Source organism: Vibrio sp. RC2502, assembly GCF_054850435.1.
On the sequence record NZ_CM141453.1, the window covers coordinates 983,292 to 999,680 of the forward strand.

Annotated in this window: 12 protein-coding genes; 10 read left to right on the forward strand and 2 right to left on the reverse strand. The window is 46.5% G+C overall.

From position 1 onward, the window contains the following. The first annotated feature begins 49 nt into the window (after positions 1–49). Positions 50–1,135, forward strand: coding sequence for a chorismate synthase (gene aroC, locus ACYJZR_RS04645; RefSeq protein ID WP_025500549.1), 1,086 nt, complete (start codon positions 50–52; stop codon positions 1,133–1,135). 70 nt (positions 1,136–1,205) lie between these two features. Here the strand turns inward: aroC and ACYJZR_RS04650 are convergent, their stop codons facing one another. Further along, positions 1,206–1,829, reverse strand: coding sequence for a trimeric intracellular cation channel family protein (locus ACYJZR_RS04650; RefSeq protein ID WP_005457667.1), 624 nt, complete (start codon positions 1,827–1,829; stop codon positions 1,206–1,208). Between the two features lie 332 nt (positions 1,830–2,161). Between ACYJZR_RS04650 and ACYJZR_RS04655 the strand changes: the two genes are divergently transcribed. The 3 genes from ACYJZR_RS04655 to ACYJZR_RS04665 all read left to right on the forward strand — a co-directional run bounded on the left by ACYJZR_RS04655 (position 2,162) and on the right by ACYJZR_RS04665 (position 3,784). Next, positions 2,162–2,692 carry an elongation factor P hydroxylase gene (locus tag ACYJZR_RS04655; RefSeq protein ID WP_229614116.1) on the forward strand — a complete coding sequence of 177 codons (531 nt, stop codon included), beginning with the start codon at positions 2,162–2,164 and terminating at the stop codon, positions 2,690–2,692. A gap of 24 nt (positions 2,693–2,716) precedes the next feature. Next, positions 2,717–2,980 (forward strand): YfcL family protein, encoded by a 264-nt coding sequence (locus tag ACYJZR_RS04660; RefSeq protein WP_005479532.1) that lies wholly within the window; start codon positions 2,717–2,719, stop codon positions 2,978–2,980. A gap of 279 nt (positions 2,981–3,259) precedes the next feature. Beyond that, positions 3,260–3,784, forward strand: coding sequence for an NADPH-dependent FMN reductase (locus tag ACYJZR_RS04665; protein WP_021453296.1), 525 nt, complete (start codon positions 3,260–3,262; stop codon positions 3,782–3,784). Between the two features lie 102 nt (positions 3,785–3,886). Here ACYJZR_RS04665 and mnmC read toward each other — a convergent pair whose 3' ends face one another. Beyond that, positions 3,887–5,905, reverse strand: a complete 2,019-nt coding sequence (gene mnmC / locus ACYJZR_RS04670) for a bifunctional tRNA (5-methylaminomethyl-2-thiouridine)(34)-methyltransferase MnmC2/FAD-dependent 5-carboxymethylaminomethyl-2-thiouridine(34) oxidoreductase MnmC1 (protein WP_065780003.1) — start codon at positions 5,903–5,905, stop codon at positions 3,887–3,889. A gap of 128 nt (positions 5,906–6,033) precedes the next feature. Here mnmC and fabB point away from each other — a divergent pair, with 128 nt between their 5' ends. The 6 genes from fabB to accD all read left to right on the forward strand — a co-directional run bounded on the left by fabB (position 6,034) and on the right by accD (position 16,344). Further along, positions 6,034–7,245, forward strand: a complete 1,212-nt coding sequence (gene fabB / locus ACYJZR_RS04675; protein ID WP_005460738.1) for a beta-ketoacyl-ACP synthase I — start codon at positions 6,034–6,036, stop codon at positions 7,243–7,245. A 397-nt stretch (positions 7,246–7,642) separates the two neighbouring features. Then, positions 7,643–8,776, forward strand: a complete 1,134-nt coding sequence (locus ACYJZR_RS04680) for a 4-phosphoerythronate dehydrogenase (protein ID WP_053301166.1) — start codon at positions 7,643–7,645, stop codon at positions 8,774–8,776. Continuing rightward, positions 8,773–9,786: an aspartate-semialdehyde dehydrogenase gene (locus tag ACYJZR_RS04685; protein ID WP_005460137.1), complete on the forward strand. Its 1,014-nt coding sequence runs from the start codon at positions 8,773–8,775 to the stop codon at positions 9,784–9,786. Before ACYJZR_RS04680 ends, ACYJZR_RS04685 begins: the two co-directional genes overlap by 4 nt. A gap of 198 nt (positions 9,787–9,984) precedes the next feature. Next, positions 9,985–14,349: a FimV/HubP family polar landmark protein gene (locus ACYJZR_RS04690; RefSeq protein WP_406966037.1), complete on the forward strand. Its 4,365-nt coding sequence runs from the start codon at positions 9,985–9,987 to the stop codon at positions 14,347–14,349. A gap of 89 nt (positions 14,350–14,438) precedes the next feature. Continuing rightward, the gene (gene truA, locus ACYJZR_RS04695; protein WP_005479529.1) at positions 14,439–15,233 is read left to right on the forward strand and encodes a tRNA pseudouridine(38-40) synthase TruA; all 795 of its coding nucleotides are present in this window, start codon (positions 14,439–14,441) and stop codon (positions 15,231–15,233) included. 184 nt (positions 15,234–15,417) lie between these two features. Continuing rightward, positions 15,418–16,344, forward strand: a complete 927-nt coding sequence (gene accD / locus ACYJZR_RS04700; RefSeq protein WP_005460141.1) for an acetyl-CoA carboxylase, carboxyltransferase subunit beta — start codon at positions 15,418–15,420, stop codon at positions 16,342–16,344. Positions 16,345–16,389 lie beyond the last annotated feature (45 nt).

The window sequence follows — 16,389 nt, forward strand, 5'->3', positions numbered from 1 at the left end:
AGCAGTTGCGCTCAATCAGAGAGCGTGGCGACAATAACTTGAGGAAGTAATGGCAGGAAACAGTATCGGACAACATTTTCGAGTGACAACATTCGGAGAAAGTCACGGTATCGCACTGGGATGTATCGTAGACGGATGTCCTCCGGGATTAGAAATTACAGAAGCAGATCTGCAAACGGATCTCGACCGTCGTCGTCCTGGCACATCACGTTACACCACACAGCGTCGTGAACCGGACGAAGTTAAAATTCTTTCTGGCGTGTTTGAAGGCAAAACCACAGGCACTTCAATCGGCCTGTTGATCGAAAATACCGATCAACGTTCAAAAGATTACTCAGATATCAAAGATAAGTTCCGCCCGGGACATGCTGATTACACTTACCACCAAAAATATGGCATTCGTGACTATCGAGGCGGCGGCCGTTCGTCAGCCCGTGAAACTGCGATGCGTGTGGCTGCAGGTGCAATCGCGAAGAAATATCTGAAAGATGAATTTGGCGTAGAAATCCGCGCTTACTTGTCACAAATGGGCAATGTTTCTATTGATAAAGTCGACTGGGACGAAATTGAAAACAACGCGTTCTTCTGCCCAGATGCAGACAAAGTGGAAGCGTTTGATCAACTGATCCGCGACCTAAAAAAAGAAGGCGACTCAATTGGTGCGAAAATTCAGGTTGTTGCAACCAACGTACCTGTTGGCCTTGGTGAACCAGTGTTTGACCGCTTGGATGCAGACATTGCGCACGCGCTAATGAGCATCAACGCGGTGAAGGGTGTCGAAATCGGTGATGGTTTTGATGTAGTAAACCAAAAAGGCAGTCAGCACCGTGACCCACTTTCTCCGCAAGGTTTTGGTAGCAACCATGCTGGTGGCATCCTTGGTGGTATCTCAACAGGTCAAGACATCGTTGCGAATATTGCACTTAAGCCAACATCAAGCATTACGGTTCCGGGTGACACGATCACTAAAGAAGGTGAACCCACTCAGCTCATCACGAAAGGTCGTCACGACCCATGTGTCGGCATTCGTGCTGTGCCTATTGCTGAAGCCATGCTGGCGATTGTTGTGATGGATCACTTACTGCGTCATCGTGGGCAAAACCACGGCGTAACGACAGAAACACCAAAGATTTAAGTTTGGTGCTCTAAATACAAGAAAAGGTTGCTCATGGAGCAACCTTTTCTTTTTTGTTCTTTTTCTTAACTTAGTGGAGCGAGCTTTCGGTTTCCAACTGGAAAGAAGGCAAACGCCACTTAAATCGAACCGCTGCCATACGAAGTACGTAACCCACAACAAGGGTAACAATGGTTGCTGTTACGTCTGGTACGCTGAATTCCAGTAACGCAAGGTAAAGGCCGGATGCTATCAACGCGATAGAAGCGTATAGCTCCTCATGCAGTACCAACGGAGTTTGGCGACAGATCAAATCGCGAAGTAAGCCACCAAATACGCCAGTCACCAATGCAGACACCATACAGATGCCTGGGTGCAAGCCCATGCCCATCGCAATCTTGGTACCGATGATGCTAAATACAATCAAACCCAGTGCATCAAGACGAATGAACAAGCCTTTTAGTTTGATCACCCATTTCGCGAGGCCAGTCGTTAGTACGCCAGCAACACAGGTGATAGCCAGAAACTCAGGGTTTTTGACCCAACCAAGAGGATAGTGGCCCAATAAAATGTCACGCACTGTGCCGCCGCCAATGGCTGTCGCACTCGCTACCAACATAACGCCAAACCAGTCCATTTTTCTTCTACCAGCGCTTAACGCACCTGTCATGGCTTCAGCCGTGATACCAATGATATACAACACACTTAGCAACATAGGGGAACACTCAAAGTAAAAAGTTACCGTTTATCCATTACAAAATGGTTAGGGCAGTAACAACACTTACAAACGGCTTAATCAGTCTTAAAAAGTGATTAAAACCAGCAACATGCTCATAATCAAACTGCTTGAAAAACAGCAATTTGAGTGGCACCAAAATAAGGCGAGAGTGTATTAGTAAATGAGTACGCTGACGAATGAGAAATTGTATTGAGAAAGGTCGGTTCAGATAAATTCAACTAATAACCAAAACTGTGGGATGCCTTTACCTTATTTGCAAAAACAGCGACAATGCGCAGCGCATGTCAATTTGAAGTACAGACTCGACGATGACCCACGAATACCAAGATCTAATCACCATTTTCAATAACACTTTTCTTGAGCAATTCAACACCACGCTAGAGCTTGGTGGTGATGAGCCTATTTATCTGCCAGCTGATGATGAGCATCCTCACCATCGTATTATTTTTGCTCGAGGTTTTTACGCTTCTGCTCTGCACGAAATCGCGCACTGGTGTGTCGCTGGTCCTGAACGTCGTTTAATGGAAGATTTTGGCTACTGGTATGAGCCGGATGGACGCACCGAAGCCGTACAAGCTGAGTTCGAAAAAGTAGAAATTCGCCCTCAAGCTTACGAATGGATTCTTGCCACGAGTGCTGGCTTCCCTTTTACGGTCAGTTGTGACAATCTACACGGCGATTTTGAACCAGATAGGCTTGGCTTTATGCAAAAAGTGCATAAAGAAGTATTAGGTATTTTGGAAGCAGGTTTGCCACCGCGAGTAAAAATGCTTTCGGACGCCTTACGTGCGTTTTACCAAACTAAGCCGCTGGAAGCGTCTGATTTTAGCGTTAAGTAACCCAAATAACCTCAGAGAAACTCCATGATTATTGAATTTGAAGAAAAACTACTAGAACTGATTGATGCTCGTATTGAAAACGCATCTGATGATGAACTGTTTGCTGGTGGTTATCTACGTGGTCACATCTCTCTGTCTGCCGCATCTTGTGAAGAAGACGGCATCAATGATGTTGAAGAGCTAAAATCTCGTATCGCGAACAGCCTAGAAGAAGCTCGCGCAGAACTGACGCCTGCGGATCGCGTGATTGTTAGTGATCTATGGCAAGAGCTGCAATCACAAGCATAATATCTACGAATTGCTGTAAATGAGTGCTCAGTGTAGCTGGATGAAAGCCTGTTAACCTTGTTGTGACTATTTTTTTCAACGGGTTATATCAAACGTCACCTTATTCTAGGCGTGCTTCTTGGCTATTTCTGAGCATATCTTTTCTATCGTTATCTCGCCTTTTAGTTGAAATCAACTCCTTCGAAATATTCGAATCTCTCCATAAGATTTTTGTGGTTGTTGCCAGCCTGTTTAACTTTTATTCTGCAAAGCATAAAACGTGAACAAAGGAATATAACCATGAAAATTGTCGCATTCGGTGCTTCTACCAGCTCAACCTCAATCAACAAAACGCTTGCTACTTACGCCGCTCAACAAGTAGAAGGCGCGCAAGTGAACGTGTTGGATTTAAACAACTACAACGTTCCAATGTTTAGTGAAGACAAAGAGAAAGAAATCGGTCAAGCGGAAGGCGCAATCGCTTTTTTACGCGAGCTAGAGCAAGCTGATGCCATCGTTGTATCATTTGCAGAGCACAACGGTTCTTACGCTGCGGCTTACAAAAACTTGTTCGATTGGGCAACGCGTATCGAGCGCAATGTGTTCCAAAATAAACCGGTAGTTTACCTTGCTACGTCACCGGGCCCTGGTGGTGCACAAAGCGTGCTAGCGGCGGCAACGGGTTCAGCGTCATTTTTTGGAGCGGACGTTAAAGCGTCGCTTTCGGTACCAAGTTTTTACGAGAACTTTGACTTGGAGTCGGGTGAGATTGTAAATCAAGAAATTGCAGAGCAAGTGAAACAAGCCGTCGCATTGCTCAAGTAATACGCCATTAAAAAGAGATTCCCGACGCGTGATTTCGCGGGCTTGGGAATCTCTTATTCGTTATCTACTTAATATCCATGTAGTTGTCTGCTTGGTGCCGATTTAAAGCTCGGTAATCGCTTTACCTTTACGTAATTTGCGTACCCACATACGGCTTGGGTGAAGTTCTGTCAGCACATCGACAGGGAGTGGCAGCGGGTCCCCACAGATTTGCGAGGCCAACACTTCTGCCAACAGAGGCGCGGAGCTTAGGCCTCGCGAGCCTAAACCTAAGAAGCAGAAAAGGTTAGGGAATTGGTGAATCGCTTCAACCTCTTCTTCTGGTTTATTTTGCAAATCTGCATATTGCGTTTTGATTGTTTCGAAATCACCTACGTTCCCAACAAATGGCAGATGGTCTCGACTCACGCAACGAATACCTTGGCGTGACAAATTGCCCGATGTATCCACTTCTTTGGTCCATTCCTGATTTGGAATGCATTTGACCAACTTTTCTACGTTTTCTCGTTGTGCGTTTTCATCAAACTCATAGTCTAAATGACTGCGATCGTAACTGGCACCAATGCAAAGGTGTTGGTTATTTGGGTTAACAGGCGTCATGTAACCGTCGTAACACAGTACAGTTTTGAGTTTAGATAGGGTTTTCGTTGCTGGCGCGTGACTCACTTGTCCTTTTACTTGTCCCATCGGTAAGGCTTCAGTTTGGCTTAGTGTTTGGAACTCGTTGCCGTTAGCAACTACAACGGTTGAATGTTCGAAGTTCTGGCCGTTCGCCTTTAATGTCCAAAGCTGACGCGCTTCGTCCCAAGTTAGTGACTCGACTTGATGCTCGAACTTTGCTTCAAAAAGATCGGTTTTTTCTAGTTGAGTAATCAGCCCGCGAGTTAATTCCGCAGGGCACAACCAACCGCCCATTGGATAATGAACCGATGCCATATCAATGGATAAGCCGATTGTCTCCGCCGTTTCTTCCGCAGACAATTTACGAATGAGCGCTGGAGTGAAGTTTCCCTCAAGCATTTTCTCTAGTTTGTCTGTGGATTTGTCATCCCACATCAACTGAGTTACACCACACCAATCATGGTCAAAATCGATTTCTTGCGCTGCTTGCTCGACAAATTGACGTGCGAACAAAAATGCTGGCGCAAACACACGAGATACACCTGTATGCGGGCCATTAAGCAGAGGATAAACGGCACCTTGACGGTTGCCAGATGCCCCTTCGGCTGGTTGAGTGTCTTTGCAGTAAAGCATGACGTTTTGGCCACGACGAACCAACGTTTTCGCTAACGCCGCGCTGGCAATACCACCTCCGACTATGGCAATCGAATCAAGATTGCTGGACGCCGTGCGATTGAACCACGCAAGATGGTTCGATTGCTTTTCGCGTTGTTCCATCGAACCTGCGATCATTTCACGCTTGGTGCCAAAGCCTTTGACTTTTTTCATTGCAAAGCCAGCTTCGTTCAATCCTCGACGCACAAAGCCCGCAGCGGTAAAAGTGGCAACTGTACAGTCTTGCTTGGCTAACTTAGCCATGTTGTTGAACAGATTTTGGTTCCACATTTCTGGGTTTTTACTTGGTGCGAATCCATCTAAAAACCAAGCGTCAATCAAACCTTGTTCGTTGTATGGGACTTGCGGCATGCAGTTTTTGATGTCTCCAAACCAAAGGTCGAGTGTAATTGCGCCATCTTCAAGCACAATGCGGTGACACTCAGGTACGGCAGCAGGGTAGTGCTTTTGCAGCTTTTCTGCATACTCAGCCAACTCCGGCCACGCTTCATGTGCTTTTTTCAAATCCGCTAGGCTTAGCGGGTATTTTTCAAAACTAATGAAGTGCAGCTCTTTTAGCGCTGCATCTGGGTGGTTACGACGAAATTCATTAAACCATTGCCATACAGCAAGAAAGTTCAGTCCCGTGCCAAATCCGGTTTCACCGATAACAAAGCGTCTTTGGTCAAATTCCTGCCATCTTTCTGGGAGATGATTTTGTTTGAGGAAAACGTAGCGTGTCTCTTCAAGACCGTTTACGTTAGAAAAGTAAACATCATCAAATTGGTCAGAAACCGGCGTGCCAGCTTCGTTCCAACCAAGTTCAGCATTTTTAATTGAAGTCATAATGGTGCAAATTTGTGATTTGGCGCGGTAAGAATGGGGCGATTGTACGAATTTATGGGAAAGCTGACCACTTTTGTTGACTATCTTAGTTATCATCTAGCGGATTTTTGAATTATAGGAATGTCATAATGAAACGAGTCGTAATCACCGGTATGGGTATTGTTTCAAGTATCGGTAACAACGTCGAAGAAGTTCTAGCGTCTCTTAAAGCGGGCAAATCTGGCATCACTGCGTCTGAGCAGTTCAAAGAACACGGTCTTCGTTCGCAAGTTTGGGGTGATCTAAAAATCAACCCTGCGGAGCATATTGACCGTAAACAGATGCGCTTTATGGGTGATGCGGCTGCTTATGCATACCTATCAATGCAGCAGGCGATTGAAGACGCTGGTCTAACTGAAGAACAAGTTTCAAACGATCGTACAGGTATCGTTGCTGGTTCTGGTGGTGCTTCTGCATTAAACCAAACAGTAGCAACCGATATTATGCGCGAGAAAGGCGTAAAACGCGTAGGTCCTTACATGGTTCCTCGTACTATGTCTTCTACCGTATCAGCATGTCTTGCGACACCATTTAAAATTCGTGGTGTGAACTACTCAATGAGTTCAGCTTGTGCGACATCTGCACACTGTATCGGCCACGCAATGGAGCTTATCCAACTTGGCAAACAAGACATCGTGTTTGCAGGTGGTGGTGAAGAGCTAGATTGGTCTCAAACGATGATGTTTGATGCGATGGGCGCACTATCAACTAAATACAACGATACGCCAGAAAAAGCGTCTCGTACTTACGATGCAGACCGTGACGGTTTTGTTATCTCTGGCGGCGGCGGCATGCTGGTTATCGAAGAACTTGAGCACGCTCTAGCACGTGGCGCGAAAATCTACGGCGAAATCGTAGGCTACGGTGCGACTTCTGATGGCTACGACATGGTAGCACCTTCAGGTGAAGGCGCAGTGCGTTGTATGAAGATGGCAATGCAAGACGTTGACAGCATTGATTACGTTAACACTCACGGTACGTCTACTCCAGTTGGCGACGTGAAAGAGCTAGGCGCAATCCAAGAGTTATTTGGCGACAACAGCCCAGCAATCTCTGCAACAAAAGCGATGACAGGTCATGCTCTAGGTGCGGCTGGTGTTCACGAAGCGATTTACTCGACTCTAATGCTAGACAACAACTTCATCGCGCCAAGCATCAATATTGAAAACTTGGATGAAGCGGCAAAAGGTCTGGATATCGTGACAGAAGCTCGCGACGCAGAGCTAACGACAGTCATGTCAAACAGCTTTGGCTTCGGTGGTACCAACGCAACATTGGTTATCAAAAAATACCAAGCGTAATCAACACCAAAGCTAACTGAATTTGTTGGTGTTGTTTATTGTGATTTGAACGCCAATAAACCAGTTTCCAGAGCTTGATCAGTCAAACTGATCGAACAGACGCAGACTCTATCCCAAGGAGAGCGGGATAGGATCCTTTTGTTCTGGAACTTTGCCCGGCTAATTTAGTCGGGCTTTTTCTTTTCTCATCATTCCGTTTTTTCGTGTTACTCATGCACTTTTCCTGTTGGGAAGTCCGTGATGCCGATTGCTGCTACCTCGACAAACCAAGCTGTTTCCGCCTTAAGGTTTATTGGGTTTATATCTTGAGATTTTTCCCGAAAAGGGCACAATCGCCATAGCTTCGCTTTTTGCGAATAAACAAACTCATAAAATGGATCTTAAAAACGCTGGCGCTATGAAAATTATTGTTGATGAAAACATGCCGTACGCTGAAGAGTTATTCAGCCAACTTGGTGAAGTGATTCTAAAACCGGGTCGTACCCTGATTGCTGATGACCTTATTGATATCGATGCTCTGATGATTCGATCGGTAACCAAAGTAAACGCTGAACTGATCAGCAAAGCGAATAAGCTCAAGTTTGTTGGTACGGCGACAGCGGGTATGGATCACGTCGACCAAGCTCTTTTGAAAGAAAAGGGCATTTTCTTTACTGCAGCACCAGGTTGTAACAAAGTGGGTGTTGCAGAGTACGCATTTAGCGTCATGATGGTACTCGCGCAGCAACAAGGTTTTTCGGTCTTTGATAAAACCGTAGGTATTATTGGTGCGGGCCAAGTGGGTAGCTATCTAGAGAAGTGCTTGAAAGGCATGGGCATCAACGTCCTTATCAACGACCCATTCAAGCAAGAGGCGGGTGACCCTCGCAGCTTTACTCCGTTAGCTGAGCTTATCGAACAATCAGACATCATCACACTACACACGCCAATCACTAAAGACGGGCCGTACCCAACCCATCATTTGATTGACGAGAAAGTACTGAACGGTCTTCGTGGTGATCAAATTCTTATCAATGCAGCGCGTGGCCCTGTGGTTGATAACCAAGCATTGAAGCAACGTTTATTGAAACAAGATGGTTTCACTGCGGCATTGGATGTCTTCGAATTGGAACCAGAGGTTGATATGGAGCTTCTGCCTCTGCTAGCATTCGCAACCCCTCACGTTGCAGGCTATGGTCTGGAAGGGAAAGCTCGCGGTACGACAATGATTTTCAATAGCTACTGCGAGTTCTTAAATAACGAATTACGTGCGCATGCCAGCGATTTATTGCCAACTGCGCCTGTTCCAACGATGATGTTGGACAGAGCATGGGATGAAGCAACACTGCATAACATCACACAGTTAATCTATGATGTGCGTAAAGATGACGCTCTTTTCCGTCGTGAAATCAGTAAGCCAGGTGCGTTTGACCTGATGCGTAAAAACTACTGGGATCGCCGTGAATACAGCGCTGTCACGCTAGTGGGAAATGAAACATGCAACCTTGCACCACTAGCAGAACTAGGTTTTCAGATTGAGGTAAGTCAATGAGCCAGCAATACAATGTTGCCATTTTGGGTGCGACCGGTGCGGTCGGTGAAACAATTTTAGAAGTGCTTCAAGAGCGCAAGTTCCCAGTCGGTGAACTGTTCCTATTGGCAAGTGAGCGTAGCGAAGGCAAGACTTACCGTTTCAATGGTAAAACCGTACGCGTACAAAACGTAGAAGAGTTTGATTGGTCTCAAGCGCACATCGCTCTGTTCTCGGCTGGTGGCGATCTATCTGCAAAATGGGCGCCAATCGCAGCTGATGAAGGTGTGATTGTTATCGACAACACGTCACACTTCCGTTACGAGTACGACATTCCTCTTGTTGTGCCTGAAGTAAACCCTGAAGCGATTGCTGAGTTCCGTAACCGTAACATCATTGCCAACCCAAACTGTTCGACTATCCAAATGTTAGTCGCACTTAAACCAATCCACGATGCCGTGGGTATTGAGCGTATCAACGTTTCAACTTATCAATCGGTATCAGGTGCAGGTAAGGCGGGCATTGATGAGTTGGCTGGTCAAACCGCTAAGTTGCTAAATGGTCTGCCAGCTGACAAGAAGCAGTTCTCACAACAGATCGCGTTTAACTGTATTCCACAAATCGATCAGATGATGGAAAACGGCTACACCAAAGAAGAAATGAAAATGGTGTGGGAAACTCAGAAAATCTTTAACGATCCTTCAATCACCGTAAACCCAACGTGTGTTCGTGTGCCGGTGTTCTACGGCCACGCAGAAGCGGTTCACGTTGAAACTCGTTCACCAATCGACGCGCAAGAAGTAATTAACCTTCTTGAGCAAACCGAAGGTGTAGAAGTATTCCACGGTGACGATTTCCCAACACAAGTTCGTGATGCGGGCGGTAAAGATCACGTAATGGTTGGCCGCATTCGCAACGATATTAGCCACCACAGCGGCGTAAACCTATGGGTTGTGGCTGACAACGTGCGCAAAGGTGCAGCAACGAACGCTGTACAAATCGCCGAAGTACTGATCCGCGATTACTACTAAGTTAGTGGTATAAGAAACGTAAAGCCTCGCACTAAGCGAGGCTTTTTTGTTCGAACGATGTAAATTTGTGTGAGATTAGTACGAATATGGCGAGAGCCACACATTTTTTATCCCCAAAGCTATAGTTTTGCGTGGTATATCCGATATATTTAACCGATCACCATTTCAAATTGTTTCTAGCACAAAACTGAGCCTTCTATGCGTCAAAATTATAAGCGTTTGTTAGCAGCCCTTGTGTTGATGAGCGCGACTCAGACATCGTCAGTGGTTCAAGCCGAAGGAATTCGTCTCGTTGGGCCGTCTGGTGAAGTGCAATCATCTCCGAGCTATGCTGAAGAGATCGAACGAGCATTACCTACTCCACCTGAGAATACTCAGCCTTCGCGCTTTTTCGGCCCTACAGGTGAAAACCAAACACTGTGGTCGATAGCTTCTGAGCTAAGACCGTCACGTAATGTCTCGGTACAACAAACGCTTCTCGCCATTTATCGAATCAACCCTCAAGCGTTTGACAATCAAAACATCCACGAGCTTATCCCAGGCAGCCGTCTTCGTGTTCCCTCATTAGAGCAAGTTCGCAGTGCGACGACTGAGCAAGCTGTTGCCATTATGAAGGCGCATGAGTTACGACTAAAACAACCCAAGCCAGAAAAGCCAGCTCCAGTTAAACAGATAGAGGTTAAACCTAAACCTGTTGCAGAGCCTACTGCGCCAAAACCGCCAGTTGTTACTCCATCAAAACCTGAACCAGTTAAACCCGTTGAAACGACAGCAAACGTGCCACCAGTTTCGACGTCACCACAAGGTGAAAAGCAGGTTAGTGATCTAAAAGACAAGCTGCAGGGCTCGCAAAGTGAGCTTGAATCACTAGAAGAGAAAAACCATCGTCTGCGCCTCATGCTGTCTCAAGTTCAGAGCGAAGTTGAAACACTCAAAAGCGAGCTTAACGACGAAGAGCGCATTCGTTCGGAAGTGGAAAAGCTGTTGGCAGAAGAGCGCCAACGTGTTGCTGAGCAGCAACGCATGCAGCCAAGTACGATGGATAAGATTCTATCCAATGGTTGGCTAGTCGGACTCGCTGCCCTGATTCCAGGTGCGCTGCTTGCATTGTTGGTTGTCATGCTACTTGGTCGTCGCTCGAAAGCGAAAGAAGAGGAAGCCGCGCAGCAGCAGACACAAGATATCGATCCACTTGCGGCACCAATTGGTTTAGCCGCAGCTGACCAACTTGATGATGAGCTCAGCCTAGATGATGACTTGTTTGGTGATGATGACTCTGAACCGCTGTTAGAGCAGGATGAGAAAGCAGAGCTTGAAGAGGATGTCTTCGCGAACCTAGATGACGAAGAACTAGACTTCAACTTAGAAGGCGATGACGGCGAAGATCCATTTGCCGGTATCGGCGATGATGGTGATTTAGACGTTGGATTTGACGAGTTTGATTCTTCAACGAGCGGTATTCAAGTCAATGGCGACGAGAAAGCACTGGGCCTTGAAGAGATGGAACGTGCGCTTGATGAAGTGACGCCAGAACTAGAAGTGCTCGACGAAGACGAAACAGGCTTCGACTTGTCCGACGACGATAACGCTATTTCTGATGATGAATTTGCCAAACTTCTTGCTGATGATGAACCATCGGAAGACCTTTCAAGTGGCAGCGTTGATCAAGCGATGTTGGACGACTTATTCGCAGAACTTGGCGACGATGATTTAGATCTCGACGTTGAAGATACCAAGCCAGAGTCGCAAGTCTCAGACGAGGATTTCTCGGCAGGGGAGGCGTCGGATGACGATATTGATAAGCTATTAGCTCAATACGATCAACCAGCAGAAGAAACATCAAGTGAGCTTGACCCACTTGATGAACTCGAAAGTCTGGCGGGTTTGACTGATGACACCGATATCGATGAAAACAGCACTGAGCTACTCGACGAATTGATCGATTTCGATGAAGACGAAACCGAGGAAGAGTTCGATCCGCTCAACGAATTGGAAGCGCTATCTGATTTTGAGGCTGAAGAAGTAATTGAGGAACTCGACGAAAACAGCGTTGAATTACTCGATGAGTTACTGCAAGACGACGATGAAAAGCCCGTTTTAGAAGACGAGATCACGACCGAGCTCGACCCATTCGATGATTTGATTCGTGAGGATGAGGCAGTCACTGCTGATGAGAGTCAGTTAGACGATGACTTGGTGGCTGATTTTGGTTTTGAAGAGATCGAGCCTCAAACGGAACAAAATAAAGCGCTTGAGCCAGAGGAAGAGAAGCCGCTAACCGCGCAGGTTGAAGAAGACGCCTCAGAGTTAGAATTTGAATCTGGCTTAGATATCGACGCTCTGCTGAGTGAGGCGCAGCCACAACCACCGGCTGCATCAGAACCAGAACTAACGAAATCGTTCCAAGAAGAAAGCGTCCCGTTTAATAGCAATGACTTCCTAGGTGATCTTGAGGAAATGTCACCAGAGCATGATCCTCTGATGACTGAGCTGGATGAACTGTTTGAATCTGACAACACCGTTCTTGAAGAAACTGAGCAAGAAAGTGCAGATTTTGCCGCCGAGCTAGACGCACTTCTGGAAGGCAAAGAAGGTTTTGCTGAAGAGTTAGAAAACTCATCTGTCAAAGAGAATTTGATGCCATCGGCTGAAGAGCTGCCCTCTGAAAATGGTGAGTATCAACCTCGCGACGAACAGACTGAACCAGAAATTACCAGTAAAGAGGAAGAACCTGCATTCACGCCGACGCCGAATACCGTTGAGAATGAATTTGGCGTTCCTCAAGAAGAAGACTGGTTACTAGACGACGTTGAGTCTGAAGCTGAAAACAAACTTGAACAAGAACCTGTCGCGGCAACGTCCACTGACGTTGATGAAGAAGATGCATTGGCATCTATGGCCGATGAGCCGAAGTTGCCAGAAGCTGAAGTTCAAACTGCAGAGCCGACCGCTGACGCGGATGAAGAATTCAACTTCGACGAGCTGGAACTGCCAGAGTTTGATGAAGAAGATGCATTGGCATCCATGGCGGCTGAGCCTGAGCTACCAGAAGCTGAAGTTCAAACTGCAGAGCCGACCGCTGACGCGGATGAAGAATTCAACTTCGACGAGCTGGAACTGCCAGAGTTTGATGAAGAAGATGCATTGGCATCCATGGCGGCCGAGCCTGAGCTACCAGAAGCTGAAGTTCAAACTGCAGAGCCGACCGCTGACGCGGAAGAAGAATTCAACTTTGATGAATTGGAACTGCCAGAGTTTGATGAAGAAGATGCATTGGCATCCATGGCGGCCGAGCCTGAGCTACCAGAAGCTGAAGTTCAAACTGCAGAGCCGACCGCTGACGCGGAAGAAGAATTCAACTTCGACGATCTGGAACTGCCAGAGTTTGATGAAGAAGATGCATTGGCATCCATGACGGCTGAGCCTGAGCTACCAGAAGCTGAAGTTCAAACTGCAGAGCCGACCGCTGACGCGGAAGAAGAATTCAACTTTGATGAATTGGAACTGCCAGAGTTCGACGAAGAAGATGCATTGGCATCCATGGCTGCCGAGCCTGAGCTACCAGAATCTGAAGTTCAAGCCGCAGCACCAACGGCCGAAGCGGAAGAAGAATTCAACTTCGACGAACTGGAACTGCCAGAGTTCGACGAAGAAGATGCATTGGCATCGATGGCTGATGAACCTGAGCTACCAGAATCTGAACGTGAAGCGGCAGCACCAGCAGCCGAAGCGGAAGAAGAGTTCAACTTCGATGATACTGAACTGCCAGAGTTCAGTGAAGAAGATGCTATAGCGGTTATGGCTGAAGCATCATCTTCATCAGAATCAGAAGTTGCGCCTAAGCCAATTCTCCAGGCAGATAATGACCATGATGCGCTTTTTGAAGTCTTCGCTCACAACAGCTTTGATCAAGAGGTAGCGCAGCCAACTGCTATTGAATCTCCATCTGAGTTAGACGATTTTGATGAATCAACGATGGCTAACTTGCTTGCAGATGAGCCAAGTGCTGAAGCGTTTGATGGCAAGCTCGACAGCGACACCATTGCAAGTGCAGGCATGGATTTCGAAACCATGTTGGATGTCGGTGATGACTGGGATGGTTTTAAGCCAGCATCAGACATGCCTGAACCATCGGTTACGGAAGAAGTCCCTGAAGATCAGCAAGAAGTGTGGAGTTCGAGCGAAGCGCTGACTCAACCTGAAATCGTGCAAGAGAACTGGGCCGAGCAGGAAGATCTTGATGACTTTGACCCTAAGAAAAATCAGTTTATGACTATTGATGAACTGATGGCTCAAGTGGACAAAGAAGGTGGTGAGTTTGAAGAGCAAGAACTGATGCTCGATGTCGGTTTGAATGAGTTCCCTGATGTGATTGGTGATATCGGTGACGTTGATGTAGATACCAATGCAGAAGCAGCAGGTAAGTTGGACCTTGCTAAAATCTATCTTGAAATGAACGATCCTCAAGGTGCGATCAAACTGTTAGAAGAGGCGATAGTTTACGGTGAAGATGACATTCGCCGAGAAGCGAAAAACCTCATCGATACCATAAACGGTCGATAAATCAAAAAGGGTAGCGAGAGCTGCCCTTTTTGTATCTGAAGGGACTTGAGTATATACTTCCCGCCCCATTTTAGAGTTCGAAGGTTAAGATGAGAATCGCATTAGGTATCGAATACAACGGTACAAATTATTTTGGTTGGCAACGCCAAAGAGAAGTGAAAAGTGTTCAAGAGGAACTAGAGAAAGCGTTGTCCATCGTTGCGAACCACCCTGTCGAAGTGCAGTGTGCAGGTCGTACTGATGCGGGTGTACATGGTACGGGACAAGTTGTTCACTTTGATACCAACGTTAATCGAAAAATGGTGGCTTGGACTATGGGCGCAAATGCGAACATGCCAAGTGACATCGCTGTTCGCTGGGCAAAAGAAGTTCCTGATGACTTCCATGCGCGATTCTCAGCAACAGCGCGTCGTTACCGCTACATCATTTTTAATCACGCATTGCGCCCAGGCATTTTGAACTCGGGTGTGAGCCATTATCACGGCGAGCTAGATGAAAAGAAAATGCATGAAGCCGGGCAATATTTGTTAGGTGAAAATGACTTTTCATCATTCCGTGCAGCGCATTGTCAGTCGTTGAGTCCGTGCCGTAATTTGATGCACCTAAACGTCACTCGTCATGGTGATTATGTTGTTATCGATATTAAAGCGAACGCGTTCGTTCACCACATGGTTCGAAACATCACAGGTAGCCTGATTAAAGTTGGTCGTGGTGAAGAAAAACCAGAGTGGATCAAGTGGTTGCTTGAGGCAAAAGATCGCAAACTTGCAGGTGCAACAGCGAAGGCTGAAGGTTTGTACTTAGTCGATGTCGATTATCCAGAAGAATTTGAATTGCCTTGCGTGCCGATCGGTCCGCTGTTTTTGCCAGATAATTTGAACTAAATTCACAAACTTGCTTCAAAATATCGGTAGTGTAGCCGCATAACATCAGTAATTAACGATATCGAAAATAGGTACAACCAGTTTTTTATCTACACTCGTCGCAAGATATGGTTTAATCCGTCGGTATTATTTCGAATTTATATCTTTCGTAATGAAGCGGAAGAGTTGAGAGAAAAGGTCTTCCATGAGTTGGCTTGAAAAGATTTTAGAGAAAAGTAACCTAGTTAGTTCACGTAAAGCTTCTATCCCAGAAGGTGTGTGGACGAAATGTACCTCTTGTGAGCAGGTTCTTTACCATGCTGAACTTGAGCGTAACCTAGAAGTTTGTCCTAAGTGTAACCATCACATGCGTATGAAAGCGCGTCGTCGTTTGGAAACATTCTTGGACGAAGGTAACCGTGTTGAGCTAGGCACTGAGCTTGAGCCTCAAGACAAACTGAAGTTTAAAGATTCTAAGCGATACAAAGAACGTATCTCTGCAGCACAAAAGAGCAGTGGCGAGAAAGATGCGCTGATCGTTATGCAAGGTGAGCTGTTAGGCATGCCTCTAGTAGCGTGTGCGTTTGAATTCTCTTTCATGGGCGGTTCAATGGGCTCTGTGGTTGGTGCTCGCTTTGTTAAAGCAGTAGAAGCCGCAATCGAGAATAACTGTGCACTTGTGTGTTTCTCTGCAAGTGGCGGCGCTCGCATGCAAGAGGCGTTGATGTCTCTAATGCAAATGGCGAAAACCAGTGCGGCACTTGAGCGTCTGTCAGAAAAAGGCCTGCCATTTATTTCGGTTCTTACTGACCCAACCATGGGCGGTGTATCGGCAAGTTTGGCGATGCTGGGCGACATCAACATTGGTGAGCCTAAAGCGTTGATCGGCTTTGCAGGTCGTCGTGTAATCGAGCAAACGGTACGTGAAGACCTTCCTGAAGGTTTCCAACGTAGCGAATTCCTGCTTGAGCACGGTGCGATTGATATGATCGTTGACCGTCGTGAAATGCGTCAACGTGTGGGTGGTCTTATCGCTAAGATGACTAACCACAAGTCTCCATTGGTGGTTTCGGTTAACGAATCTCCAAATGAAGAACCATATTCTGTACCAGAAGTGGACGAAAAAGGGTAAAGTAACAACTAACATAAAGCCAAAGAAATTAATGGTTAAAGTTAG

What these genes read in the sequence shown, in the direction of transcription:
- accD (WP_005460141.1), top strand. Translation starts at nt 15,418, where the DNA reads ATGAGTTGGCTTGAAAAGATTTTAGAGAAAAGTAACCTAGTTAGTTCA.
- aroC (WP_025500549.1), top strand. Translation starts at nt 50, where the DNA reads ATGGCAGGAAACAGTATCGGACAACATTTTCGAGTGACAACATTCGGA.
- ACYJZR_RS04680 (WP_053301166.1), top strand. Translation starts at nt 7,643, where the DNA reads ATGAAAATTATTGTTGATGAAAACATGCCGTACGCTGAAGAGTTATTC.
- ACYJZR_RS04690 (WP_406966037.1), top strand. Translation starts at nt 9,985, where the DNA reads ATGCGTCAAAATTATAAGCGTTTGTTAGCAGCCCTTGTGTTGATGAGC.
- ACYJZR_RS04665 (WP_021453296.1), top strand. Translation starts at nt 3,260, where the DNA reads ATGAAAATTGTCGCATTCGGTGCTTCTACCAGCTCAACCTCAATCAAC.
- truA (WP_005479529.1), top strand. Translation starts at nt 14,439, where the DNA reads ATGAGAATCGCATTAGGTATCGAATACAACGGTACAAATTATTTTGGT.
- fabB (WP_005460738.1), top strand. Translation starts at nt 6,034, where the DNA reads ATGAAACGAGTCGTAATCACCGGTATGGGTATTGTTTCAAGTATCGGT.
- ACYJZR_RS04655 (WP_229614116.1), top strand. Translation starts at nt 2,162, where the DNA reads ATGACCCACGAATACCAAGATCTAATCACCATTTTCAATAACACTTTT.
- ACYJZR_RS04685 (WP_005460137.1), top strand. Translation starts at nt 8,773, where the DNA reads ATGAGCCAGCAATACAATGTTGCCATTTTGGGTGCGACCGGTGCGGTC.
- ACYJZR_RS04650 (WP_005457667.1), bottom strand. Translation starts at nt 1,829, where the DNA reads ATGTTGCTAAGTGTGTTGTATATCATTGGTATCACGGCTGAAGCCATG.
- mnmC (WP_065780003.1), bottom strand. Translation starts at nt 5,905, where the DNA reads ATGACTTCAATTAAAAATGCTGAACTTGGTTGGAACGAAGCTGGCACG.
- ACYJZR_RS04660 (WP_005479532.1), top strand. Translation starts at nt 2,717, where the DNA reads ATGATTATTGAATTTGAAGAAAAACTACTAGAACTGATTGATGCTCGT.